The organism is Mesorhizobium sp. RSR565B (assembly GCF_054719465.1).
In genome coordinates this window covers 205,144-226,889 of record NZ_JBTTIE010000001.1, presented here as the reverse complement: position 1 = coordinate 226,889, position 21,746 = coordinate 205,144, and the positions used below count along the sequence as shown (strand labels likewise).

General features: G+C 63.3%; 19 protein-coding genes. 15 read left to right on the top strand and 4 right to left on the bottom strand.

Going from position 1 to position 21,746, the window contains the following annotated elements:
• Positions 1 to 226: 226 nt before the first annotated feature.
• From ACYG9R_RS01145 to ACYG9R_RS01105, 9 genes are all read left to right on the top strand, one after another.
• Positions 227 to 1,240 (top strand): LacI family DNA-binding transcriptional regulator, encoded by a 1,014-nt coding sequence (locus ACYG9R_RS01145; protein WP_023821226.1) that lies wholly within the window; start codon positions 227 to 229, stop codon positions 1,238 to 1,240.
• The gene (locus ACYG9R_RS01140; protein WP_023824467.1) at positions 1,237 to 2,754 is read left to right on the top strand and encodes a sugar ABC transporter ATP-binding protein; all 1,518 of its coding nucleotides are present in this window, start codon (positions 1,237 to 1,239) and stop codon (positions 2,752 to 2,754) included. Before ACYG9R_RS01145 ends, ACYG9R_RS01140 begins: the two co-directional genes overlap by 4 nt.
• A complete protein-coding gene (locus ACYG9R_RS01135; protein ID WP_031199588.1) occupies positions 2,754 to 3,806 on the top strand; it encodes an ABC transporter permease in 1,053 nt (350 codons plus the stop codon). Before ACYG9R_RS01140 ends, ACYG9R_RS01135 begins: the two co-directional genes overlap by 1 nt.
• Positions 3,807 to 3,926: 120 nt before the next feature.
• A complete protein-coding gene (locus ACYG9R_RS01130; protein WP_023689831.1) occupies positions 3,927 to 4,910 on the top strand; it encodes a substrate-binding domain-containing protein in 984 nt (327 codons plus the stop codon).
• 302 nt (positions 4,911 to 5,212) lie between these two features.
• Positions 5,213 to 8,374 carry an AAA family ATPase gene (locus ACYG9R_RS01125; RefSeq protein ID WP_023824468.1) on the top strand — a complete coding sequence of 1,054 codons (3,162 nt, stop codon included), beginning with the start codon at positions 5,213 to 5,215 and terminating at the stop codon, positions 8,372 to 8,374.
• A 23-nt stretch (positions 8,375 to 8,397) separates the two neighbouring features.
• Positions 8,398 to 9,552 (top strand): YcaO-like family protein, encoded by a 1,155-nt coding sequence (locus ACYG9R_RS01120; RefSeq protein WP_050590539.1) that lies wholly within the window; start codon positions 8,398 to 8,400, stop codon positions 9,550 to 9,552.
• A gap of 5 nt (positions 9,553 to 9,557) precedes the next feature.
• Positions 9,558 to 10,280 carry a TfuA-like protein gene (locus ACYG9R_RS01115; protein WP_032886634.1) on the top strand — a complete coding sequence of 241 codons (723 nt, stop codon included), beginning with the start codon at positions 9,558 to 9,560 and terminating at the stop codon, positions 10,278 to 10,280.
• 79 nt (positions 10,281 to 10,359) lie between these two features.
• The gene (locus tag ACYG9R_RS01110) at positions 10,360 to 11,538 is read left to right on the top strand and encodes a gluzincin family metallopeptidase (protein WP_023689836.1); all 1,179 of its coding nucleotides are present in this window, start codon (positions 10,360 to 10,362) and stop codon (positions 11,536 to 11,538) included.
• Positions 11,539 to 11,570: 32 nt separating this feature from the next.
• Complete coding sequence (locus ACYG9R_RS01105) at positions 11,571 to 12,263, top strand: hypothetical protein (RefSeq protein ID WP_155922509.1); 693 nt, start codon at positions 11,571 to 11,573, stop codon at positions 12,261 to 12,263.
• A 644-nt stretch (positions 12,264 to 12,907) separates the two neighbouring features.
• Here the strand turns inward: ACYG9R_RS01105 and ACYG9R_RS01100 are convergent.
• Complete coding sequence (locus tag ACYG9R_RS01100; RefSeq protein WP_023824471.1) at positions 12,908 to 13,744, bottom strand: SLC5/6 family protein; 837 nt, start codon at positions 13,742 to 13,744, stop codon at positions 12,908 to 12,910.
• Positions 13,745 to 14,362: 618 nt separating this feature from the next.
• On the opposite strand from ACYG9R_RS01100, the gene ACYG9R_RS01095 reads away from it, so the two are divergent.
• The 4 genes from ACYG9R_RS01095 to ACYG9R_RS01080 all read left to right on the top strand — a co-directional run bounded on the left by ACYG9R_RS01095 (position 14,363) and on the right by ACYG9R_RS01080 (position 16,179).
• Positions 14,363 to 14,518: a DUF1127 domain-containing protein gene (locus tag ACYG9R_RS01095; RefSeq protein ID WP_023671409.1), complete on the top strand. Its 156-nt coding sequence runs from the start codon at positions 14,363 to 14,365 to the stop codon at positions 14,516 to 14,518.
• Between the two features lie 140 nt (positions 14,519 to 14,658).
• On the top strand, positions 14,659 to 14,832 hold the full coding sequence (locus ACYG9R_RS01090; protein ID WP_023689840.1) for a hypothetical protein: 174 nt from the start codon (positions 14,659 to 14,661) through the stop codon (positions 14,830 to 14,832).
• A gap of 169 nt (positions 14,833 to 15,001) precedes the next feature.
• Complete coding sequence (locus ACYG9R_RS01085) at positions 15,002 to 15,706, top strand: Crp/Fnr family transcriptional regulator (RefSeq protein ID WP_023685922.1); 705 nt, start codon at positions 15,002 to 15,004, stop codon at positions 15,704 to 15,706.
• A 284-nt stretch (positions 15,707 to 15,990) separates the two neighbouring features.
• Positions 15,991 to 16,179 (top strand): hypothetical protein, encoded by a 189-nt coding sequence (locus tag ACYG9R_RS01080; protein WP_023671412.1) that lies wholly within the window; start codon positions 15,991 to 15,993, stop codon positions 16,177 to 16,179.
• Between the two features lie 22 nt (positions 16,180 to 16,201).
• Here ACYG9R_RS01080 and ACYG9R_RS01075 read toward each other — a convergent pair whose 3' ends face one another.
• Positions 16,202 to 16,942: a sulfotransferase family protein gene (locus ACYG9R_RS01075; protein WP_023735413.1), complete on the bottom strand. Its 741-nt coding sequence runs from the start codon at positions 16,940 to 16,942 to the stop codon at positions 16,202 to 16,204.
• A gap of 269 nt (positions 16,943 to 17,211) precedes the next feature.
• On the opposite strand from ACYG9R_RS01075, the gene ACYG9R_RS01070 reads away from it, so the two are divergent.
• A complete protein-coding gene (locus tag ACYG9R_RS01070; RefSeq protein ID WP_031199594.1) occupies positions 17,212 to 18,408 on the top strand; it encodes an aminotransferase-like domain-containing protein in 1,197 nt (398 codons plus the stop codon).
• 153 nt (positions 18,409 to 18,561) lie between these two features.
• Here ACYG9R_RS01070 and yghU read toward each other — a convergent pair whose 3' ends face one another.
• Entirely contained in the window at positions 18,562 to 19,431 is an 870-nt protein-coding gene (gene yghU / locus ACYG9R_RS01065; RefSeq protein ID WP_023824473.1) for a glutathione-dependent disulfide-bond oxidoreductase, read from the bottom strand.
• Positions 19,432 to 19,860: 429 nt separating this feature from the next.
• Between yghU and ACYG9R_RS01060 the strand changes: the two genes are divergently transcribed.
• Entirely contained in the window at positions 19,861 to 20,772 is a 912-nt protein-coding gene (locus tag ACYG9R_RS01060) for a S1C family serine protease (protein WP_023740033.1), read from the top strand.
• A 188-nt stretch (positions 20,773 to 20,960) separates the two neighbouring features.
• On the opposite strand, the gene ACYG9R_RS01055 is transcribed toward ACYG9R_RS01060, so the two are convergent.
• Positions 20,961 to 21,575 carry a hypothetical protein gene (locus tag ACYG9R_RS01055; RefSeq protein WP_023715162.1) on the bottom strand — a complete coding sequence of 205 codons (615 nt, stop codon included), beginning with the start codon at positions 21,573 to 21,575 and terminating at the stop codon, positions 20,961 to 20,963.
• Positions 21,576 to 21,746: the final 171 nt, after the last annotated feature.

The following is a 21,746-nucleotide window of genomic DNA, read 5'->3' as shown; positions in this document are numbered from 1 at the left end:
GCGTGAAGCGCCAACCTCCATCTGCCGCATGAGGCCGAGCCTAGTCGAACCGACCCCCTCTGTCGCCTTCGGCGACATCTCCCCCTCGAGGGGGGAGATAAGCCCCGCTAACAATTTCATCGAATCGATTGCGCAAACGTTTCGATCGCACTAAGCTCCCTTGAAATCCGCCATCAGAGCGGACGGGAACGCAGAAGGGAGGAGCGCTTGCAGGCGCTGATATGTCTTGCCGACAATGGCTGAAGTGGCGCGGCGCGCCGGCGTGTCGGTGTCGACCGTCTCGCATGTCGTCAACAACACGCGCTTCGTTTCGCTGGAAAAGGCGAGGCTGATCAACGACGCCATTGCCGCCATGGGCTACCAGCCCAACGAGCTGGCGCGCTCGCTGAAGGCCTCGACCACCAACAGCGTCGGCCTGGCGATCTCGGCGATCTCCAACCCTTATTTCACCGACATCATCTGCGCGGTCGAGGCCGAATGCGCACGGCTTGGGCTGATGGTGTTTCTGTCGGATACCCAGGAGGATCCCGACCGCGAACTGCAGGTGGTGCGCGCTTTCCATCAGCGCCGCGTCGACGGCGTCATCCTGGCCCCGTCGGGCTCGCCGCAGCGCGCCATCGATTACCTCGCCGACAAGAAGATGCCATGCGTTCTGATCGACCGTTTCGCCGACCAGCGCTTCGATCAGATCGGCGTCGAGAACGAAACGTCGATGCGCGCGCTGATCGACCATGTCGCCTCCTTCGGCCACAAGCGCATCGGCTATATCGCCGGACAGCCGGGCCTGACGACGACGCGCGAGCGCATCGAGGCGTTCCAGGCTTCGCTCGCCGCCAATGGACTTGAAAGCGTGCCGCACTATCTCTCGGCCGAGAATGTCGACACGGCGGCGGCGACCGCATCCACCCACGCCATCCTGTCGCTGCCGTCGCCACCAACCGCACTGGTCACCGGCAACAACATGACGACGATCGGAGCCGTCCGCGCCATCCGCGAAAAAGGCCTCACCATTCCGGGCGATCTGTCGCTGGCCGGCTTCGACGATTTCGAATGGGCCGATTGTTTCGAACCGCGCCTGACGCTGGTCGCGCAGCCCTGCACCGAGATAGGCAGGCAGGCCGCGGCCCTGCTCAGCGCCCGCATCGCGGCGACCGGTTCCGCGCCGCGTTCGGTGCGGCTGCAGGCGACGCTGCGGGCGCGCGCCTCCTGCGGGAGGCCGACCCACACGAGGCTAACATGACCGCGCCGCTGCTGGTGATGACCGGCGCCGTCAAACGCTTCGGCGGCGTGCAGGCGCTGCGCGGTGTCGACTTCGACCTCAAGGCGGGCGAGATCCACGCGCTGCTCGGCGAGAACGGCGCCGGCAAGTCGACCCTGATGAACCTGTTGTCGGGCGTCTACACGCCGGACGAAGGCACGATCGAGATCAACGGCAAACCCGTGCGTTTCAACAACCCGCGTGAGGCGCAAGCGGCCGGCATCGCCACCATCTTCCAGGAGCTCGACCTGGTGCCGTCGCTGGATGTCGCCGCCAATCTGTTCCTCGGCCGCGAACTGATGCGTCCGGGCGGCTTCCTCGACGTGCCGGCAATGCGCCGCGAGGCCAAGAAGCGGCTGGAAGCCATCGAGATCGCCATCGATCCGGCCGCCATGGTGGCGGATCTGTCGATCGGCCAGCGCCAGGTGGTGGCGATCGTCAAGGCGCTGTCTTACGCCTCGCGCGTGCTGATCATGGACGAGCCGACGGCCGCACTCACCGTCGGCGAAGTCGAGCGGCTGTTCGATATCATGCGCAAGCTCGCCGCCACCGGCGTCGGCATCGTCTACATCTCGCACCGGCTGGAGGAAGTGCCCGGCATTGCCGACCGGGTGACGGTAATGCGCGACGGCCGTGTCGCCGGCATCACCGAGCCGCACGCGCCGCAGGCCGAGCTGGTCAGGCTGCTGGTCGGACGTCCGCTGGACGAACTCTATCCGCAACGCGCCAAGGCCGCGGGCAAGCCGCTGCTCAGCCTGAGGAACGCCAGCTTCAAGCTCGCCCGCGACAGCGCCGGCTGGCAGGCGCCGCAAGGTGTTTCGCTCGATGTCCATGAAGGCGAGATCGTCGGCCTGGCCGGCATTATGGGGGCAGGGCGCACCGAACTGTTGTCCGCGCTCTACGGCACCGGCCTGTCCGGCCGCTGGGAGGGCGAGGTCGCTGTCGGCGGCAAGCCGGTGAAACTGGATTCGATCAGTGCTGCCCGCCACGCCGGCATCGCCTTCGTCACCGACGACCGCCGGGGCTCGGGCCTGATGCTGCGCATGGCCGTCGGCCTCAATCTGGTGATGTCGGTCATATCCCGAATCTCGCCGAACTGGCTGGTCTCGCCGCGCCGCCAGGCCGAGGCGGTGAAGGAATCCTTCGGTCAGTTCGATATCCGGCCGAAGAACCCCGATATCGCCGTCGGCGCGCTCTCGGGCGGCAACCAGCAGAAGGTGGTGCTGGCCAAGGAAATCCTCGGCAACCCGCGCCTGTTGCTTCTCGACGAGCCGACACGCGGCGTCGATGTCGGCGCCAAGGGCGAGATCTACCAGCGGCTCAGGGCACTCGCCGCGCAAGGGCTGGGCATTCTGGTGGCGTCCAGCGAGATGCCGGAGCTGATCGGTCTGTGCGACCGCATCGTGGTGCTGCGCCAGGGGCGCAATGTGGCGGAATTTTTGGGCGGCGTCGACGAGCACACGGTGCTTGCCGCGGCTAACGGCAGGGAGGCCTGATGTCTGACGAGAAGATTTCCGTGGCAGCAAGCCCAGTCACAGCAGCAGCGCAAAAGCATCGCGACCCGCTGGCGCTGATCGTGCGCTTCCAGAGCCTGATCGGCCTGGTGCTGGTGGCGATCGGCGGCATCATCTTCTCGCCGCGCCGCCACGGCGAGATCCTGTTCCTCAACCCCGACAACATCGCCAACATCGTGCGCGCGGTGTCGGAGACCGGCATCATCGCCATCGGCATGACCTTCGTCATCATCACCGCCGGCATCGACCTCTCCGTCGGCGCGGTGCTTGGCCTGTCCAGCGTCGTCACCGCATCGATGATGATCTCCGGCGGCTTCGGCCTGATCCCCACCATCCTCGCCGTGCTCGCTTTGGGCATCGTCTTCGGCGCCATCCAGGGCACCATCTCGACGCGCTTCCGGCTGGAGCCGTTCATCGTCACGCTGGCTGGCCTGCAGGCCGCGCGCGGGCTGGCGCTGGTCGTCTCCGGCAACCAGTACATCAACATTTCCTACGGCGAAGGGCCGGGCTTGGCGCCGCCGGTGTTCGCCGTGCTGGGCGAGCGGCTGTTCAACAACACCGTGCCGGTGGCAACGCTTGTGTTCGTCGTCTTTGCCGCGATCGCCACCATCGTGCTCAACACCACGCGCTTCGGCCGCTATGTTTTTGCCGTCGGCGGCAATGAGCGCGCCGCGCGCATATCCGGCGTGCCGGTCTCGATGGTGAAGATATCGGTCTATGCCATCACCGGCTTTGCCGCTGCACTCGCAGGCATCGTCCATGCCGGCCAGTTCAATTTCGGCAGCGCCAATGACGGCATGGGCTATGAGCTGACGGCCATCGCCGCCGTGGTCATCGGCGGTACCAGCCTGTTCGGCGGCGCCGGCTCGATGGTCGGCACCGTCGCCGGAACCATCATGCTTGGCGCGCTCGCCAACATCCTGCAGCTCAACAACATCACGCCCGCCATGCAGCTGCTCGCGACCGCCGCGATCATCGTGCTGGCGGCAGTGCTTCAATCCCTCGTTCGCCGCCGCGAGGGGTTGGGTCGTTAGTGCATGTCGCGCAAAAGGTTTTGCGATGACGACATGCACCAACAAACAAGGAGGAGACGGCAACACGTGAACGTCAAACCAAGGTCTGGCCCCCCGGCCAGACGAGGAGGAGAGTGAGTTATGAAAACGACACTAAGAGGATCGACCCTCAAGGCCGTCCTGCTGGCAGGCGCTGGCCTGTGCATTGCAGGCTCCGCTTACGCCGCCGAGCCGCTGGTGAAAGCCTGCGCCAAGGACGGCCAGTTCGTCATCGGCTTTTCGCAGGCCAACAATGCCGAGCCCTACCGCCAGCACGTCAATGACGAGCTTGAGGCGGCGGCCAAGGAAGTGCCCGGCTTCACGCTGCAGATCGCCGACGGCGCCGGCAACGTCAACACGCAGACCTCGCAGGTCGACAATTTCATCACCCAGAAGGTCGATATCCTTTTGATCTCGCCCTTCGAGGCCGCACCGCTGACGCCGGCGGTGAAGCGCGCCATGGATGCCGGCATCCCGGTCATCGAGCTTGACCGCAAGACGGTCGGCGACCCCGGCAAGGACTACACCGCCTTCATCGGCGGCGACAATTTCAAGATCGCCGAGGAAGCCGGAAAGTACACCGCCAAGACGCTGCTGCCCGATGGCGGCGAGGCGGCGGTGCTGCAAGGCCTGCCGAGCTCGACGCCGGCGGTGGAGCGCCTCAACGGCTTCAAGGAAGGCGTGAAAGGCAACCCGAAGGTCCAGATCGTCGCCGAGCAGGCCGCCGACTGGGTGCCGGACAAGGCGCAAGTCGCCTTCGCCGCCATGCTGCAGGCGCACCCCGACATCAAGGTGCTCTACGCCTCCAACGACATGATGGCCGCCGGCGCGCTGCTCGCCGCCAAGGGGGCGGGCAAGGACGTCAAGATCATCGGCACAGACGGCCTGCCGGGCCCGGCTGGCGGCATCGAGGCGGTGGCCAAGGGCGACTGGGTCGCAACCTTCACCTACCCGACGGGCGCCAAGGAAGCGATCGAGATGTCGAAAAAGATCCTGCTCGATTGCGCGACCGAGGTGGACAAGACGGTGACGGTGGAGACCACCGCGATCACGGCCGAGAATGCCAAGCAGCTGATGGGGAAGTGAGGGGCGGGCAGAGCGCGTCTATTGAGGTGATGCGCAAGGCCCCGAGGGGCCTTGTTGCATTGCGGCAACGTATGGGAACGGCCGCTTCGCGCCTCATCTCGGTCATCGAAGTCATCCCGGCCGCCCGCCAAAAGCGGTCACAGTTGGTGTCAACGCCATGGGGAGTTTGCGCCGTGAGCATTTCTCTCCATAATGATCCCAGCATCGGCTTTTTCCTGCCCTCCCTACTGATCAAGTGTTTTGTGAACAGCATCGCACTTTGCTAATATTGCCGTCACTGTGCTCGGCGAGGAAATCCCAGCATGTCGGAGAAGAGTCCGGTCGCGTTGCCGGCGGCGTCGGTGGCAACAGGTTTTCTGGGCGGCAACGGTAACAATGCGTCGGAAGCCCGGCATGAGCGCCGGATCCTGACCGCGCTCTGCTACGACCTGGTCGGATCGACTGACCTTCTTGGCATCCTGGACATTGAAGAGTTCGAGGAACTGATATCAGCCTTCCAGCGGGCGGCGAGACAGGCGGTCGCGTCGTGCTCGGGTGCCGTAGAGGTCGAGGTCGGCGATGGCGGCGTTGCTTTGTTTCCTGCCGAAATAGACGCCAAGGATGCGGCATCGCTGGCGATCCGGGCCGGGCTCGAAATCATCGACGCCTGCAGGCGCGTCGGTTCGAACCAAGGCCGCGCCGATTTGCATGTCCGGGTCGGAATCGCGACATCGATGACCCTGATCCAGAAGGGTGACGCCGAGACGGGTCGTGACAATGTCACCGGCCCTGCCTTCGCGATGGCCACGCGGCTCCAGGCCATCGCGCAGCCGGATACGGTGTTAGTCTCGGAGGCGACACGCAACCTGGCGCGACGGTCGCATGTGTTCAGCTTTAGGGGCAGCCATACGATCAAGGGTTTTGCCGAGCCGGAGCTGGTCTGGCGCGCGCTGAGTCACAAGCGCGAGGTCGACCGCTTCTTCGCCTTCGGGCGGCTGAGCAGTCCGCTCGTCGATCGCGAGGCCGAACTTGCCACGATCGCCGAAGCATGGGACAGCGCCGTTGCAGGAAACGGCGGCGTGGTGGTGATCGAGGGCGAGGCCGGGATCGGCAAGTCGCGCATTCTTCACGAAGTGCGCCGGCGCACGCGTCACCAGCGCGCGAAACTGCTGCTCTTCCAGTGCACGCCCGGCGGCTTCCGCTCGGCGCTGCATCCGCTGCTACAGAACGTACGCGGCGATTTCGCCGGCAACGAAGGACAGCTGAGCGCTGCCGCTGTGGCAGAAGTATTCCGCGATCATGACGTCCGCGATCCTGAAATTATAGACGTCTTCTCGTTCCTGCTCGGCGCTGCGGGAGCCGATCCGATGCTTAAGGAAATCGACGCCGAGGCGATGCGCGCGAAAGCCAATTGGGCGGTTCGCCACTCGCTCGAAGCCCTGTGCGCCAGCGGACCGATCGTCCTGGTGGTCGAGGACATCCATTGGATCGACCTGACGTCTAGACAATTGTTGGCTGAGCTTGCACAGTCGGCCCGTCACTTCCGGGCGCTTGTCATCGTGACCACGCGCCCTGAATCCGGGAGCTGGCTGGCAGCATCGAATCCAAGGCATATCTCGCTAAAGCCGCTCAACCGCGAGCAAACGCGGCTGGCGATCGCGGCCATGTGGCCGCAAGGCAAGCCTTCAACTTCCCCGGAATTGCTCGACGTGGTGGAACGCGTGACCGGAGGCGTCCCGCTGTTCATCGAAGAAATCTGCCAGTGGATGGCCGAGAACGCGGCCTCGGCAACGGATCGGCTGGCGCAGACCGCGACGCGTAGTCATGCCTCGGTGTTTGAAAGCGTGATCGAGGCCAGGCTCGAAACGCTAGGGCCGGCACGCGAAGTCGCGCGCGCCGCGGCCGTCGCGGGCAATCGTTTCAATCAGGAATTGTTGCGCGCGTTGTTGCCGGAGCTCGACGACGAAATCATCGCAAACGCGCTGGATTCACTGAGCGAGGCCGGGTTCCTGATCCGCGTGCGGCCTTTTGGCGTTCCGGTCTATGGCGTGCGCCATGCGCTTATCCAGGAGACGATCTACAACGCAACGCTGCGCAAGAAACGGCAGGCCTTGCATCGCCACCTGTTTGCCGCGGTGAGCCGCAACCGAAACCTGGCCGGGTGGCTGAGCACCGCCGAGGTCGCCGAGCACGCCGAGCGCGCAGGCCTTATGGAGGACGCGATCGCTCAGTTCGTGATCGCAGGCACGGAAAGCTCGTCGCGCTCGGCAATGGCGGAAGCGAGGCAGATACTCGAGCATGCATTGGCGCTCTGCGAGCACGTTGCGGCAGCCGACAGGCGAGACGCGCTGCGGCTATCGGCCATGATCGTGCTCGGTCCCATCCTGACCGCTGTCGAAGGTCCGAACTCGGGGCCCGCCCGCAAATTGTACGAGGACGGCGTGGTGATAGCCCGGCGGCGGCCGGTGGCCGAGCGGGCCAAGTGGTTCCCGATCTACTGGGGCTGGTGGTTCACGGATACCGTCATGGACGGCGAGCGCGCGGAAGTGGTGCTCAGCGATCTCAGGGATGTCGAGGATGCCGAAGTGCAACTCCAGGCCAGGCATTGCGTGTGGGCAATCGACTTCAATCTTGGCCGCCACGACCGCTGCATCGCGGCAGTCGACGCAGGACTTTCGCTCTATGAGCACGGCCAGGGCAAAGCCAATGCTGCGTTGTTCGGCGGGCATGACGCGAGGGTCTGCGGGCTCGCCCACCGCGCCTTGTCGCTTTGGTTTGTCGGAAAGCCGGCAAGCGCGATCCATTCGATGTCCGAAGCTAGGAGCTGGGCGCAGCAAACCGGACATGCCGGCAGCATCGCACATGCCTATCTCAACGAGGCGATGCTGCATTGCTATCGCCGAGATTTTTCGAGGTTACGAAGCGTGATAGCGGATCTGCGCCACTTGACGGAGCGCCATTATATGCCCGCTCTCGCCGCCGCAGCGCAAATCTTCGAAGGCTGGTGCGACGGCAACGCCGGCCAGGTCGAGAGCGGCAGGGAGAAAATGCGGCAAGGCCTTGGCCTCCATGGCGAGTTCCAGACGCCTGAGGACGAACCGGTCTATTGCGGCATGCTGGCAGAGCTTTTGACACGAACTGCCGAGGTCGATGAGGCGCTCGCGTTGCTGGGCTCGGCTGTGGCGCAGGCCGAGGCCGGCGGCAGCCGCTTCTGGCTGGCAGAGCTCTACAGGCGAAGGGCGGAGCTACTTCTTCTCCAGGGCGATGCGGAGGCGGACGTAATCGCTGCCCTCGAAAAGAGCATCGCCATAGCCGCGGAGCAAAGTGCCGTGCCTTTCCTCGTCAGTACATACGAGACCCTTCAATCATCAGGCCTGTCGCCTGAACTGTCGTCGCGCTATCGCGATCGGGTCGAACGTGCGAAATCCGCTCTCGAGCCGGGCGCCGCGCTGATCGTCAATCCCGAATCGGCCGTTCGGCACTAGCGGGCCCTGCAAGAGCATCCGCGATGCTGGAGCGATATCAACGCCTTGGTCCGCCGCCCGACGAGGCGCTGGCGAGGCTGATGAAGATGCGCGAAGGCCTGGGCATCACGCGGATCGCCGACATCACCGGGCTCGACCAGCTTGGTATCCCGGTCGTGCAGGTGACAAGACCTTTCTCGCTCTCCAACGCGGTCGCGCAAGGCAAGGGCGCCACCCTGGTGCAAGCCGGGATATCGGCCATGCTGGAATCGGCCGAGAGCTTCTTTGCAGAGCAGGTGGCGAATTTCGAACCAGTCGTCGGCTGCGCCGATCAATTGGGCATCCCGCCAGATCGTTTCGAAAGGTATCTCCAAGGGGGCACCGCGCCGGGATGGCGCGGCAGGGAGACCGCGTGGGTAGCCGCAGACAATCTTCTTACCGGCAGCCGCGACCTGGTCCCGTTCGAGCTCGTGCACACCGCCTATGTGTTGCCGTCGCTGCCCCATGACGGCATTTTCGCGGCATCGACGAGCGGTTTGGCAGCAGGCTTCGAGGAGCCGGATGCCATCGTTCATGGCATGCTTGAATGCATCGAACGCGACGCGATCGCCACGGCATACCGGACCCACGGGTTTTTCCACCGTCAACGCATCGATCCCGAGACGATCGATGATCCGTCGCTCCGCGATCTCCTGGAAACTTTGGCGGCCAAGAACGTGCTGGTCGGCCTTTGGCAGGCTTTGTCGCCGTTGGGCATACCGGTGGTGTGGTGCCATCTGCTGGAAGACGAACCGACGGAAACGGTCCTTTTGGATCACCCGGCTGATGGCTCGGCCGCCGGTTTCAGTCCTGCCGGCGCGGCGGCGCACGCCATCTACGAAGCGGCCCAGGCCCGTCTGGCGGCGATCTCGGGCGCGCGCGATGACCTGACGCGCGCGTCCTATCCGAAATACCCCGATCGGCAGGTGATTGCAGCGCATCGCCGGCTCCTCCGCGACGGCCCGCGCAGCGTGGATTTCGGCGCGTTCGCCGAGCAGAAGTTCAACACGGCGTCGGACGGGCTGTCGGTCCTCTTGGCAATTCTCGAAGAGAGAGGGTTCGATGCGGTTCACCTAATCCGGGTGGGAACGAAACCGTTCGACGCCCTGTCGGTTGTCAGGATTGTCATCCCTGCCTTGCAGCCGCTCTTGCAGGGGTAGGGATTATGCGCCCGAAACTCGTCTTCACTGGCCCTACCGTGTCCCATTCCGACGCGTTGAAGGTCGTCGATGCGGTATGCCTTCCCCCGGCCGTGCAAGGCTCGATCGTTTCGGCCGTGCAGCATTTCGACCCGAGTGCGATCCTTCTCATAGATGGCGGTTTTCAGACCGAGCCGGCGGTTCGGCACAAGGAAATCCTGTGGGCCCTCAGCCGCGGCATTCATGTCGTCGGCGCGGCCAGCATGGGTGCCCTTCGAGCAGCCGAGCTGTTCCCCCATATGCAAGGCGTCGGGCTTATCTACCGATGGTATCGCCGCTGCGCCTTTGCACCCGACGACGCAGTAGCGGTATTGCATGGACCGGCCGAGGTGAATTTCGCTCAATTGACGCATGCGCTGATTGACCTGCGCCGGACCCTTCGTGCTGCTTGCCGGCGCGGCGTGATTTCACCCGAACAGCAGGCGAGGCTCGAGGGTGCGGCACAGGCCGTCAATTTTCGCGATCGCACCCTGGCACGGATGGTCCGGGATGCGCACGACGGCAAGGACGACGTCGAGATCTTGTGCAGGGAGCTCGGCGCCGCTTTCGTCCAGCAAAAAAAGCAAGATGCCCTGCGGGCACTCGAACTTTTGCGAGAGCAAGCATTTGAAAAAGCATACCCCGTGCCGGAATTACAGCTAACCACGGCCTTCTCCAAGGATATGGATGATGCGGGGCTGGCGCTATAGGCCCTGACCTCTTGGCGGCCGACGATTTACGTAACGTAAGCACCGTGATAGCGTGGCATCGTCAGAGGGGGCCAAGCAATTGGACGCGGTCGATCGTGCCGTTGCGCAAGGTGTGCTGGGTACGCGGTTCCTGGTCTACCCGCAGGTCCCTCACCTTTCGGGTTACGGAACACCCGAAACAGTATGGATTTCTACTCCACCCGATCTGATCCGCTCCGGCCCGGAAGATCACCGCATCTACGTTCGCGATCCGCTCCTCGACAAGGAGCCTTATGACTACCCTTATCTGCCACCGTTTGTCGGCGAAACCTTTCCACCTGCACAGGCTGGCTTTGACGGCCATTTCGATCAGCTTTCCTTGACCTCGCGGCAGTTCCTTTCTGCGCACGCTTTCGCCTCGGTCAGCCGCGTGCTGGACATCTGGGAAAGCTACCTCGGCAAACCGATTGTCTGGTATTTCGCCGAGACGTTCGAGCGGCTCGAAATCATCCCCTTCGTCGACTGGGAGAATGCGCAATCGGGCTATGGCTATCTGGAACTCGGCCGAGAGCGCGGCATCGACGGAGGCAACTATCCCTATGCGCTCAACTTCGATGTGATCGCACATGAGGTCGGCCACGCAATCTTGTTTTCGCTGTTCGGGACACCAACTGGCGGCCTGACTCAAGGCGATTTCGGACCGTTCCACGAAGCCAGCTCGGATCTGGTCTCGCTCTTGTCCTTCCTGAATTTCGACAGCGGCATGGACCGGCTGCTGCGGCACTGCAATGGCAACCTGCTTGTTCTCAATGAGTTGAACCGGATTGCCGAGCTGACTGGCGATCGGCAGATCCGCCTCGCCAGCAACGCACGCCGCATGTCGGAGGTGACGGCGGAAATCCATGACAGGTCACGGCCATTCACGGGGGCTGTGTTCGACACGATCGTCCACGTCTACCACGCGGCACTGGTGCACGAGGGGTTGGCCGACGAGCGGCTGCTGGGGATCGATATTAAGGATGTCGACCAATCCGACATGCAGCGCATTTCGGATTTCACGTCCCGCGCCTTCCGCGCTCGGCCCTTCATGTTCAAGAGCATGCTGATCAGAGCAAGGGACGAGGTGGCTCTCGCACTTGCTCAGGCATGGCCACGCCTCGATGCGGACGACCTGTCGTTCGAAAAGGCCGCGGCGTTGGTGGTGGACTCCAGCGATCGCGTCGCGCCGATGCTCGCGGAAAAATTCGATGAGAACTTCAGCTGGCGGGAGATCTTGTGAACTGAAGGATGCAGCAAAAAGGAGCGAGGAAAATGAGCGACGACTATCACCGACCGACACTAACCTTTCCGTCAGGCGCTTACAACGCAACACAGGTTAGGCTCTATGGCTTGGGGGCGGAAATTGGACTCAGCGTGCCCGGTGCGCCAGCACCCTTTGGTGACACCGGCATGTATGTCGAAACCGCGCCTGGGGAACCTATCACCGACGAGCAACATGTCAACGCACTTGAAGTATTGAAGAAGTATGACAGCAACAAAGGCCGCCAAGATATAATAAATGGAAATATCCCATTTCCAAAAATACCAATCAGAGTCTCCTACCATTTCAAGATCGACCTGAAGAATTTTGGCGCTGCGGTCCTTTCAACGGTAGGCAGTACCTTCATGCTCGGATCATCTCCAGAACAGAAAACATCGTGCGGGATAATTGTCGGTTATGCCTATGAGGGACATACCTACGATTTGCCAAAGCCCAAGATAATGATCATCCCGGCGTTTCCGGAACCCAAGATTCCGGCGGACGATTCGGAATTTGACGCCAAGGAACCTGAAGGCTACGCGGTTTGGCTCGTCGATAAGCTCAACGAATGCGTGGAGTTGGAGATGAACCAGGGCTTTGTCGAACAGATCGTCCTCGAGGCGAACCTTCCAGGCAAGCGTTCACCGACGATGTACGCATCCAAGATGACGATGGGACACCGTGGCGGAAAGCTGAGCGACTAGTCTCTCATGTTCCCGTCAAGGTTGAAGGCAAGAAGGCTCGCCTGCTTGGCAGGTTTGCCATGCAGTCGGATCGGCTGAAGCTGCACAGGGCTGGGGGGTGGAGCTCAGAGACGACGGTTGATCAGACTCTCATTCCGCGGGTTGGGTACGGCCTTCCGTGTCTTGGTCTCGGGGCTGTCCTCGGTCTAGAGGGCGGGCGTGGGGCGCATCGGCTCGGCGACATAACTGGCGACGGGAGTTCCGCACGATGGCCATGTTGTGCGCCCTGGTTGTCACCGCCGGCCGAGATCCATTGAATCCTGTCGACACGAACGCGAAAGGCTTCATCACATCGATATCCGAGAGGCCCTCGGCATCCTCGCCGTGTCCGGCAAACGGGATTTAGCTGTCGCGCCAGTCAACGAGTGTGTCCGCTTTCCGAATGCTACCACCCGAAACCGGACAGGCAGGAAGCGGCCCAAATGCGACATTCAATTTTCGTCGTGCCCCTGCCAGGGATTTGGCGTGCCCCAGCCGCTTACGTTGCGTCTAGTCCCGCCATGTAAGCCTTCGCGCCACGAGGGACCGCACGCCACTGACGGACAACTATGATGTGGACCACCAGTTTGGCGCACCCAATCGGCCACGCCAGCCCGCAGCCTCATTCACGGCGTGGTCGTGAACCCGCACTGCTTCTGTTCCATCTCGATCTGCTTGGTGATGCGGATGGCGTTCTGGGCGTAGGCTTCCGTCACGGTGCCGCTGTTGACGGTCTTGTCCTTCAGCGGGCTGACGGCCGCGCAGAGGTGGAAGACATGCTCGGTGTCGGACTTCGCGGCGCCGTTTTCCGGCGCGATCCAGTAGACGATATCCTGGCCATTGGGGTGTGCCGCGTCCTTCGTCGCCGCGGCCACCGTGGTGGAGTCGGTGGCGATCGCCTGCGCCTGGGCGGCGACCTCGGGCGAACAGGCCGTGGTCGGCTGCCCCGCCTTGATCTGTTCCGCGCAGGTGTTCATGTCCTGCGTGTACTGCTCGACCGATGGCGGCTGGTAGCTGACCCCGATCAGCGTCGCCACCACGGCCAGCACGGCGCCGATACCGCCGGCCACCTTCTTGCTCTTCGGGTCCATGTTCTTGTCGTTGAGGATCAAGAGAACCAGCGGAAGGAAGGCAATCAGCGTGATGATCGCGCCGAGCTGGTTCTGGACAAAGAACCTGAACGTGTCGGATTCGCGGGCCGGGTCCTTCCGGTTGGCCGCCTTCCAGAGCAGGCTGCCGACGATGGCGAATATCGCGATCCCGACCAGGATGCCGATCAGCAGCGGCAGGTTGCCCTGGTCGAACTTGTGCTTGTAGAGCAAGACGATCCCGGCGATCTCGCCGCCAATGGCGATGACCCACGACAGCACGGCGAACAGGCGCAGCCGCGTGGCGCCGGACTTCTGGCCCTGCGTTGCCTGCCAGTCCTTGGTAACGTCTACGGTCGGCTTGTTGTCGGTCATGACCAGATCCCCCGGTATCGACACTTTTGCGGGGCGTCAAAGGCGCCCGGCGCAGCGTCATTGAACGAACGTCGCCTGCCCCGGCGCGAAAGCGCCACGGCAGACCCCATCCTTATTGCGCATGATGGGATTCGTCCATAGGCGAGGCTGGCGGACGCCGATGCCGGCGATGGCGCGGAGGAGGGCAGGGCAATCGCATAAGGCGGCGCCAGCGAATACCCCCACCCTTAATCCCTCCCCACAAGGGGGAGGGAGACTTGCTAGGCGCTGATCGCCGCAAATCGCCTAGGTTCCACGCCAGAATGGGTGGCTTGCGGCAGCGTTCCCTCCCCCTTGTGGGGAGGGTTAGGGTGGGGGTCCTCTTCGTAAGAACTCATATGTGATCGCCTTGCGCCGACGAAGGGTAGGTGGGTCGCCGAACCCGAGGGAGCGCCATATGCGATCGCCCTGCCATAGGTCGGATCACGCCACCGCGGGAGCGCAACTAATTTGTATACAAATGTTTCTGGCCGGCATCGGTTTGTGAAGCGCTTCACCGTTGCCGCGCAATCGATCGGTTACAGAGGCCGTGCAAGAGCGGGCCTAAGGCAGCGCTCTGCTGCTGCATGGAGGTAACCGATGTTTGAAAGTCTCAGCAGAATTCGCGCTGCCCTGGCGCGCGCCAGCAAGCACAGGAAGACCGTGCGCGCACTGAATGCGCTGCCGACGGAGATCCAGAAGGACATTGGCTGGACGGAGTCGAGGTCGATCGATGAGATAAGGCTGCCGTTCTAGGGCCGCATCCAGCGTCGCTAATATATCGCTCGCCATCGATTGTTCGGAAGCGTACAGTGCAGCATCGTCGGCCACATCAATGGGCGCTGACGCTTGGGAGCGACCATCGCACTCCTGCCCCGACAGGAGGCATTGGAGCCATGGCGGAGCAACCGAGACAGTCCGGTCTGAGCGCCGAGGCGCTCGCGGCCTTGGCGCGGGAAACCGGGGCCTCCGAGCAGCAGATACAAGAGATCGCATCGCTGATCGGCAACGATCGCTCGTCCATCGTGCGCGAAGCGCGCATGGTTGCGGCTGACCGCCCGAAGCGCTGATCCAGGAAAGCTGCTGGATTGATCCATGGGGCGTCGCCCCTGATTTGTCGGTTTTGTACGAAGTACAATGGCTGAATCCGAGTCAGCTATCGTCCAATGACCGTTTGCATTTGGGCAGGGCGCCGACGGCTGGGAGATGACATGTGCTCTTGCCCTTGGGGAGAGAGCGATGGACCAGTCGGTCAGCAAGGAGAAAAGCGGCCTTTTGCGCCGCATGAACCCGGCCGACTTCGCACTGCTTGCGCCGCATTTGCACCATCGTGTGCTCGATCTCAAAGCCCCGCTCGAAATGGCGGGCGAGCCGGTCGCCTCGGTATGCTTCCTGGAAAGCGGCCTGGCCTCGGTGGTGGCGAGGAACCGGCCGGGCCTGGACACCGAGGTCGGCATCATCGGCCACGAAGGCATGTCGGGCTCCGCTCTGGTGATGGGCGCCGACTGGGCGCCCCATGATTGCTACATGCAGATGCCGGGCGAGGCGGTGTGCATCGATTCCGAGCCGTTCAAGGCAGCGTTGCAGAAAAGCCCGACGCTTCGCGCCTTCCTGCTGCGCTATGCCCATTATCTGCACGGCCAGACCAAATCCACTGCGCTGAGCAATGCCCGCGCCAAGCTCGAGGATCGGCTGGCCAGATGGCTCCTGATGTGTGACGACAGGGTGGTCGGCCATCAGATCCAGATCACGCATGAGTTCCTGTCCGTCATGCTCGGCGTCAGGCGTCCGGGCGTCACCATCGGCCTGCAGATCCTGGAAGGGCGCGGCCTGATCCGGTCGCGGCGCGGCGAGATCGTCATCCGCGACCGGGATGGCCTGATCGCCGTCGCCGACGGCTTCTACGGCCAGGCCGAGGCCGAATACGAACGCCTGCTGGGCTGAGCCTGGCAGGGCTGGAAATGGCCGACGCGAATGCCGGTGAAAGCATGTTGCCAGAGCCGCGCCGGCCATTTGCGGCCATCTGGGGAGAGGCCGCCCGGCAAATCTAGCATCGGCGCAAAAGCGGGCAACGAACCGCAATCGCTTGGTAAAAACCGTACAATCGAATTGTGTTGAACCTTGGTTCGGCAAGAGTATGAATCTGCTGTCGTCGACCATGTATATGGGGCGCTGGCGCCTGAGGCTTCGACAGGCCCGCCCGCCCGATGTGAACGGGGAAAACCGAAATGGCAGAACTGCTTTTCGATGTATCCGCCTTCGATTGCGCCATCCTGCGCGCCGCCTTCATCAAATCGGTGATGGAAGACAATGTCCCGGAAAAGCGGTGGCGCGCGCTCGCCGCTTCCCTGGTTCGCGACCTGACCGACCACGAAGACGTCGAGCCGGATCTCCTCGGCTGGATCACGCGCAAGTAGCGGTACCCTGATGGTCCGGCGGCTACCCCAGCCACCACCACAGCGCCGCGATCACCGCAAGCACCGCCGCCACCGACAGCCCCAGCATGATGTAGCTGCCGTTGATGATGTCGCGGATGATCTTCTTGACGCTTTCGCGGTCGTTGAGGTTGGGGAAAGGCTCGTTGGGCAGCGCCACGCCGAGGAAGCCGCAGAGCGGCGCCCAGCCATCGCTGACCTTGAACACCAGAAGCTTCTCCCGCGGCACGGCCGCTATCACCTCCTCGGTATAGGCGTTGTAGCGCGCCACCGCCTTGGCGCGGTCGTCCATCACGCCGGCAAGCGTGCGGCCCCAGATCAGCCTGTGCGACATGTCGCCGAATTTTCGGCCGAACGGCGTCAGCCATTCCAGCACCTTGAACTGCCACAATGTCTCGGTGAAGTGGATGGTGTCGATGGTGCTGTCGTACCAGGCCTCGGCGCCGCGCGGATGCAGCGTCAAAAGCACCTTGGCGTCGGGATAGGCGGCCATCAATTCGCGCCACACGCAGCATCCCGGATTGTCGACCGTCGCCTTGTAGTTGGCAAACACTCTGGTCCAGTCGTGCTGGCTGCCGGGCGGGCTGTTGGCCACCTTGCGCCAGAAGTCGAGATGGTCCTTGTTGGCCTTGTTGAGGATGACTTCCTGCATGTGATAGCTGGGAAGGCCCAGCCTGTTCAGCGCGGCAAAGGTCGACCATGTGCCAGTGCGGCCGAATCCGGCCCCGATGAGCTCAAGCGTCATTTTAACCCCCCTTGTTGAGACCGCTTTTCTTTTTATGCCGGTCCGCTCGGAATGATGTTGCATCCGCGCCCCTCGGCGCGCAACAATTTTCCCTATGCAGGGGAAAAAATGTGTTTCCTTTTTCGTCTGGGCCACGCGGAATCACGGTCTCGCTATTCCCGCGGGTGGGGGAGCCTGATAATAGGTCAGCCAGATTGACCTAATTCGCATGGCCGGAACGGTCATGCTGGACCAGATGCCGTATCCCGGGAGGTGGGCTCGTGAGTTTGATGGACCTGTTGGCGTCGCGCGCCTCGCGCATGAAGGCGTCGGAAATCCGCGAGCTGCTCAAACTGCTCGACCAGCCCGACATCATCTCCTTTGCCGGCGGCATCCCCGATCCGGCTTTGTTTCCGGCGCAGGCGATCGCCGATGCTTACGCCTCGGTGCTGGGCGGCGCGGAGGCGAGCGCAGCACTTCAGTATCAGGTCTCCGAAGGCTATCTGCCGCTCAGAAAATGGCTGGCCGGCCAGATGGGCAAGCTTGGCATCGCCTGCGACGAGCACAACATCTTCATCACCTCCGGCTCGCAGCAGGCGCTGGATTATCTGGGCAAGCTGTTCCTGTCGCCCGGCGACACAGCGCTCGTGACGTGGCCGACCTATCTCGGCGCGCTCCAGGCCTTCAACGCCTATGAGCCGCGCTACGACCGGCTGACGCCGGATGGCGGCAACATGACGCCCGCCGCCTACCAGGCGGCGGCTGCCGCTGCAGGCGGCAAAGTGAAATTCGCCTATCTCGTGCCCGATTTCGCCAACCCGACCGGCGAGACGCTGAATCGCCAGCAGCGCGAGGCGGTGCTTGACCTCGCCGGCGAGCTCGACATTGCCGTCATCGAGGACGCCGCCTATCGCGCGCTGCGCTATGACGGCGAGGGCCAGCCGCCGATCCTGGCGCTCGACTGCGAACGCTCAGGCGGCATCGAAAACGCCCGCACGCTCTATTGCGGCTCGTTCTCCAAAATCCTGTCGCCGGGCATGCGCGTCGGCTGGGTCTGCGCGCCGCGCCGTGTCGTCGAGCGGCTGGTGCTGATGAAGCAGGCGTCGGACCTGCACAGCCCGTCGATCAACCAGCTGGTCATGCACCGCGTCTCCGAGGCCGTGTATGACGGCCAGGTGGAAAAGCTGATCGGCGCCTACCGCCAGCGCCGCGACGGCTTGCTTGCAGCACTCGAAGCGGAAATGCCGGATGGCGTCAGCTGGAGCCGGCCGGAAGGCGGCATGTTCGTTTGGCTGACGCTGCCTGAAAGTGCGGACGCCACGGCACTGCTCGCCCGCTCGGTCAAGGAAGCCCGCGTGGCCTTCGTGCCGGGCAACGCATTCTACGCCGACGGTTCGGGACGCAACACGATGCGGATGAGCTTTACGCTCGCAGATGAACGCGCCGTGGGTGAAGGCGTGCCGAGGCTGGCGAAATTGATGGGCTAATCTCCCCCCTCGAGGGGGAGATGTCGCCGAAGGCGACAGGAGGGGGTCGCCGCGCGTGGAGCGCTAACCTTCATCAGTCGCAGGAGGTCGCGCCCAGTCGAGCCGACCCCCTCTGGCCTGCCGGCCATCTCCCCCTCAAGGGGGGAGATTAGCTCACTCCGCCACCACGAATTTATCCTGCGTCTTCGTCTCGAAATCGCTGGCGTCGTGGCGCTCGTGCAGTTGCATGGCCGGGTCGCCGAAGGCGCGGTTGACCATGCGGCCGCGTTGCACGGTCGGGCGGGCGTCGATCGCCTTGGCCCAGCGTTGTACGTGCTCGTAGTCCTGCACCGACAGGAATTCGGCGGAATCATTGTACATGCGGCCGAGCGCAAGGCCGCCATACCAGGGCCATACCGCCATGTCGGCGATCGAATAGCCGGCGCCGCCGAGATATTCAGTCTCCGCCAGCCGCCGGTCGAGCACGTCGAGCTGGCGCTTGGTCTCCATGGCGAAGCGGTCGATGGCGTATTCGATTTTTTCGGGCGCATAGGCGTAGAAATGGCCGAAGCCGCCGCCGAGATAGGGCGCCGAACCCATCTGCCAGAACAGCCAGGACAAGGTTTCCGCGCGCGCCGGCTGTTCGGTCGGCAGGAACTCGCCGAACTTTTCCGCGAGATAAAGCAGGATCGAACCGGACTCGAAGACGCGGACAGGCGTCTTGCCGCTGCGGTCGAGCAGCGCCGGGATCTTGGAGTTGGGGTTGACCTCGACAAACCCCGAGCCGAACTGGTCGCCATCGTTGATGCGGATCAGCCAAGCGTCGTATTCGGCGCCCTTGTGGCCGAGCGCCAGAAGCTCCTCCAGCATGACAGTCACTTTGACCCCATTCGGCGTCGCCAGCGAATAGAGCTGCAGCGGATGCTTGCCGACCGGCAGCACCTTGTCATGCGTCGGACCGGCAATAGGCCGGTTGATGCTGGCGAACGTGCCGCCATTGGCTTTCTTCCAGCTCCAGACTTTCGGCGGGATGTATTCGGTCATGCGGGAAATTCCTTGGGTTTGGCGGGGCGAAAACGACTTGCGCGAGGGCGCGAGACTGATGGCGGAAAAGTCGGCGGAACCTAGATACGGGAACACATAGGTGCAATTCAGAAAGGTTCAACTTGTGTTGAACTATTATCGATGTCGGCGCCGCCCCTCATCGCCCTGCCGGGCACTTCTCCCCGTATAGTGACGGCGAGAAGGACGCTGTCGCCTACTGATTTCCCCAATTGCCAGCGTTGCCAAGAGCGCCGATGTTGCGGCCATCTCCCTTCTCCCCGTCGCTATACGGGGAGAAGGTGCCGGCAGGCGGATGAGGAGCAGCGCCAGCCTCTGAAATGATTGCCTTGTTGCCTAAGCCCTTGCGCCCTGTGCAGCGCGGCATACCTATAGAGGATACTGCCCACGCATATCTGCCAGGATGAAAGCATGCCCGTCGATCCCGTTTCCCCGCTCTTGCGCTCCGTCGTTGGCGTGCGCGCCATGGTTCCCGACGATGCCTTCACGGCCAATGCCCTGGGCACGCGCCGGGAAGGCAGCGGCGTCGTCATCCGCGGCGACGGGCTGGTGCTCACCATAGGCTATCTCATCACCGAGGCCGAGGAAGTCTGGCTGACCGACCAGGACGGCCGCGTCGTGCCGGCGCATGCGCTGGCCTATGACCAGGAGACAGGCTTCGGCCTGGTGCAGGCGCTGGCGCCGCTCGGCCTGCCGGCGGTGGCGCTGGGTGACGCCTCGAAGGCCAAGATCGGCGACCCCGTGGTGTTTGCCGACGGCACCGGCCGCTCGGTCAAGGCACACATCGTCACCAAGCAGGAATTCGCCGGCTATTGGGAATATCTGCTCGACGAGGCGATCTTCATTGCCCCGGCGCATCCGTCCTGGGGCGGCGCGGCGCTCATCGGCCAGGATGGCAGCCTGCTCGGCATCGGTTCGCTGCTTTTGCAGATGAGCCGCAACGGCGAGGTCGCCGACATCAACATGGTCGTGCCGATCAACCTTCTGACCCCGATCCTCGACGATCTGCTGACGCGCGGCCAGGTGGCGAAGCCGCCGCGCCCATGGCTCGGCGCCTTCTCGGCCGAGTCGAACGGTGCGGTCGTGGTGATGAGCGTCGCCGAAGGCGGCCCCGCCGCCAAGGCCGGCCTGCGCCAGGGCGACATCATCTCCGACGTGCGCGATGGCGAGGTCGACGGGCTCGCCGATTTCTACCGCAAGCTATGGCAGAATCCGGCGGGTTCGGAGATTCCTCTCAGGGTCGTGCGTGACGGTCGTGAGACTTGGCTGCGAGTGAAATCCGCCGACCGAAACAGCTTTTTGAAGAAACCGCATCTGCAGTGAAGCCAATCTCCCCCCAAGTGGGGGAGATGCCCGGCAGGGCAGAGGGGGGCGCGAAGGATCGCGACCTCTCGATCTATTTTCTGACAAGAATCGCGGGATAAACGTGGCTGACACTGGCCGGTGCGTTGGCGGGACAGCGGCCCCCCTGCCGGCCATCTCCCCCACGAGGGGGGAGATTGGCTGCCCCCTCAATCCCCGCACACCCTAAAAGGCGTCCCCGTGTCCCACTCCGCGAAGGGCACGACCTGGCCTTCGACAGACACGATACTGTTCACCTTGCTATCATCATCCTGCGTCTGCATACTTTTGCCCTTGCCGGTCAGCACGTCGTAGTCGCAGCTGCTGTAGACGACAACGGACTGGTATTTGTAATGGTCATAGGCAACGCCGGCGACGACGAAGGCCTCGTTGCGCCAGGCGATGGTCAGCGTCATGTCGGTCCGCTCGCCGGGGCCGATCAGCCCCGGCAGATAGATCTTGATCGAGCCGTTGGGCAGCAAGGTCAACTCCGGTTCGATGCCGGAGCCCTCATAATGCGGCTGGTCGTAGTCGTTCCATTCGCCGTAGACCTGCTCATGCACGACGCCGGCGGGTTTCAGAAAATTGTACTTTTTGTCCCTCAGGAAGAAATGCATGTCCATGGTATCGTCTTCGGGCTCGGTCTCGACGATCATCGCCAGATCGGCGGCGCCGTCCCCATTGAAGTCGCCGGTCAGCGCGGTGATGATCTTCTGGGTTTCGATGGGTTCGGCGAGCGCCGAGGCCGGCAGCAGAAGGATGAGGCCGAGTAACATCGATCGCATGGCATTTCCCCCGAATTGCAGTCTGCCTTGCCCGGCTCGACCAGCCGGGAAACTGCCATGAGCGCCGGCTTGGGCGCAAGCCGGCTCGCAATAGGCTAGGGGGTATCGACGCCGCTGACGGAAACTGGCATCGACAGCCGATACAGCCGGCCCGGCAACAACGAGGTGATG

What these genes read in the sequence shown, in the direction of transcription:
- ACYG9R_RS01140 (WP_023824467.1), top strand. Translation starts at nt 1,237, where the DNA reads ATGACCGCGCCGCTGCTGGTGATGACCGGCGCCGTCAAACGCTTCGGC.
- ACYG9R_RS01135 (WP_031199588.1), top strand. Translation starts at nt 2,754, where the DNA reads ATGTCTGACGAGAAGATTTCCGTGGCAGCAAGCCCAGTCACAGCAGCA.
- ACYG9R_RS01130 (WP_023689831.1), top strand. Translation starts at nt 3,927, where the DNA reads ATGAAAACGACACTAAGAGGATCGACCCTCAAGGCCGTCCTGCTGGCA.
- ACYG9R_RS01125 (WP_023824468.1), top strand. Translation starts at nt 5,213, where the DNA reads ATGTCGGAGAAGAGTCCGGTCGCGTTGCCGGCGGCGTCGGTGGCAACA.
- ACYG9R_RS01120 (WP_050590539.1), top strand. Translation starts at nt 8,398, where the DNA reads ATGCTGGAGCGATATCAACGCCTTGGTCCGCCGCCCGACGAGGCGCTG.
- ACYG9R_RS01115 (WP_032886634.1), top strand. Translation starts at nt 9,558, where the DNA reads ATGCGCCCGAAACTCGTCTTCACTGGCCCTACCGTGTCCCATTCCGAC.
- ACYG9R_RS01105 (WP_155922509.1), top strand. Translation starts at nt 11,571, where the DNA reads ATGAGCGACGACTATCACCGACCGACACTAACCTTTCCGTCAGGCGCT.
- ACYG9R_RS01100 (WP_023824471.1), bottom strand. Translation starts at nt 13,744, where the DNA reads ATGACCGACAACAAGCCGACCGTAGACGTTACCAAGGACTGGCAGGCA.
- ACYG9R_RS01095 (WP_023671409.1), top strand. Translation starts at nt 14,363, where the DNA reads ATGTTTGAAAGTCTCAGCAGAATTCGCGCTGCCCTGGCGCGCGCCAGC.
- ACYG9R_RS01090 (WP_023689840.1), top strand. Translation starts at nt 14,659, where the DNA reads ATGGCGGAGCAACCGAGACAGTCCGGTCTGAGCGCCGAGGCGCTCGCG.
- ACYG9R_RS01085 (WP_023685922.1), top strand. Translation starts at nt 15,002, where the DNA reads ATGGACCAGTCGGTCAGCAAGGAGAAAAGCGGCCTTTTGCGCCGCATG.
- ACYG9R_RS01080 (WP_023671412.1), top strand. Translation starts at nt 15,991, where the DNA reads ATGGCAGAACTGCTTTTCGATGTATCCGCCTTCGATTGCGCCATCCTG.
- ACYG9R_RS01075 (WP_023735413.1), bottom strand. Translation starts at nt 16,942, where the DNA reads ATGACGCTTGAGCTCATCGGGGCCGGATTCGGCCGCACTGGCACATGG.
- ACYG9R_RS01070 (WP_031199594.1), top strand. Translation starts at nt 17,212, where the DNA reads ATGGACCTGTTGGCGTCGCGCGCCTCGCGCATGAAGGCGTCGGAAATC.
- yghU (WP_023824473.1), bottom strand. Translation starts at nt 19,431, where the DNA reads ATGACCGAATACATCCCGCCGAAAGTCTGGAGCTGGAAGAAAGCCAAT.
- ACYG9R_RS01060 (WP_023740033.1), top strand. Translation starts at nt 19,861, where the DNA reads ATGCCCGTCGATCCCGTTTCCCCGCTCTTGCGCTCCGTCGTTGGCGTG.
- ACYG9R_RS01055 (WP_023715162.1), bottom strand. Translation starts at nt 21,575, where the DNA reads ATGCGATCGATGTTACTCGGCCTCATCCTTCTGCTGCCGGCCTCGGCG.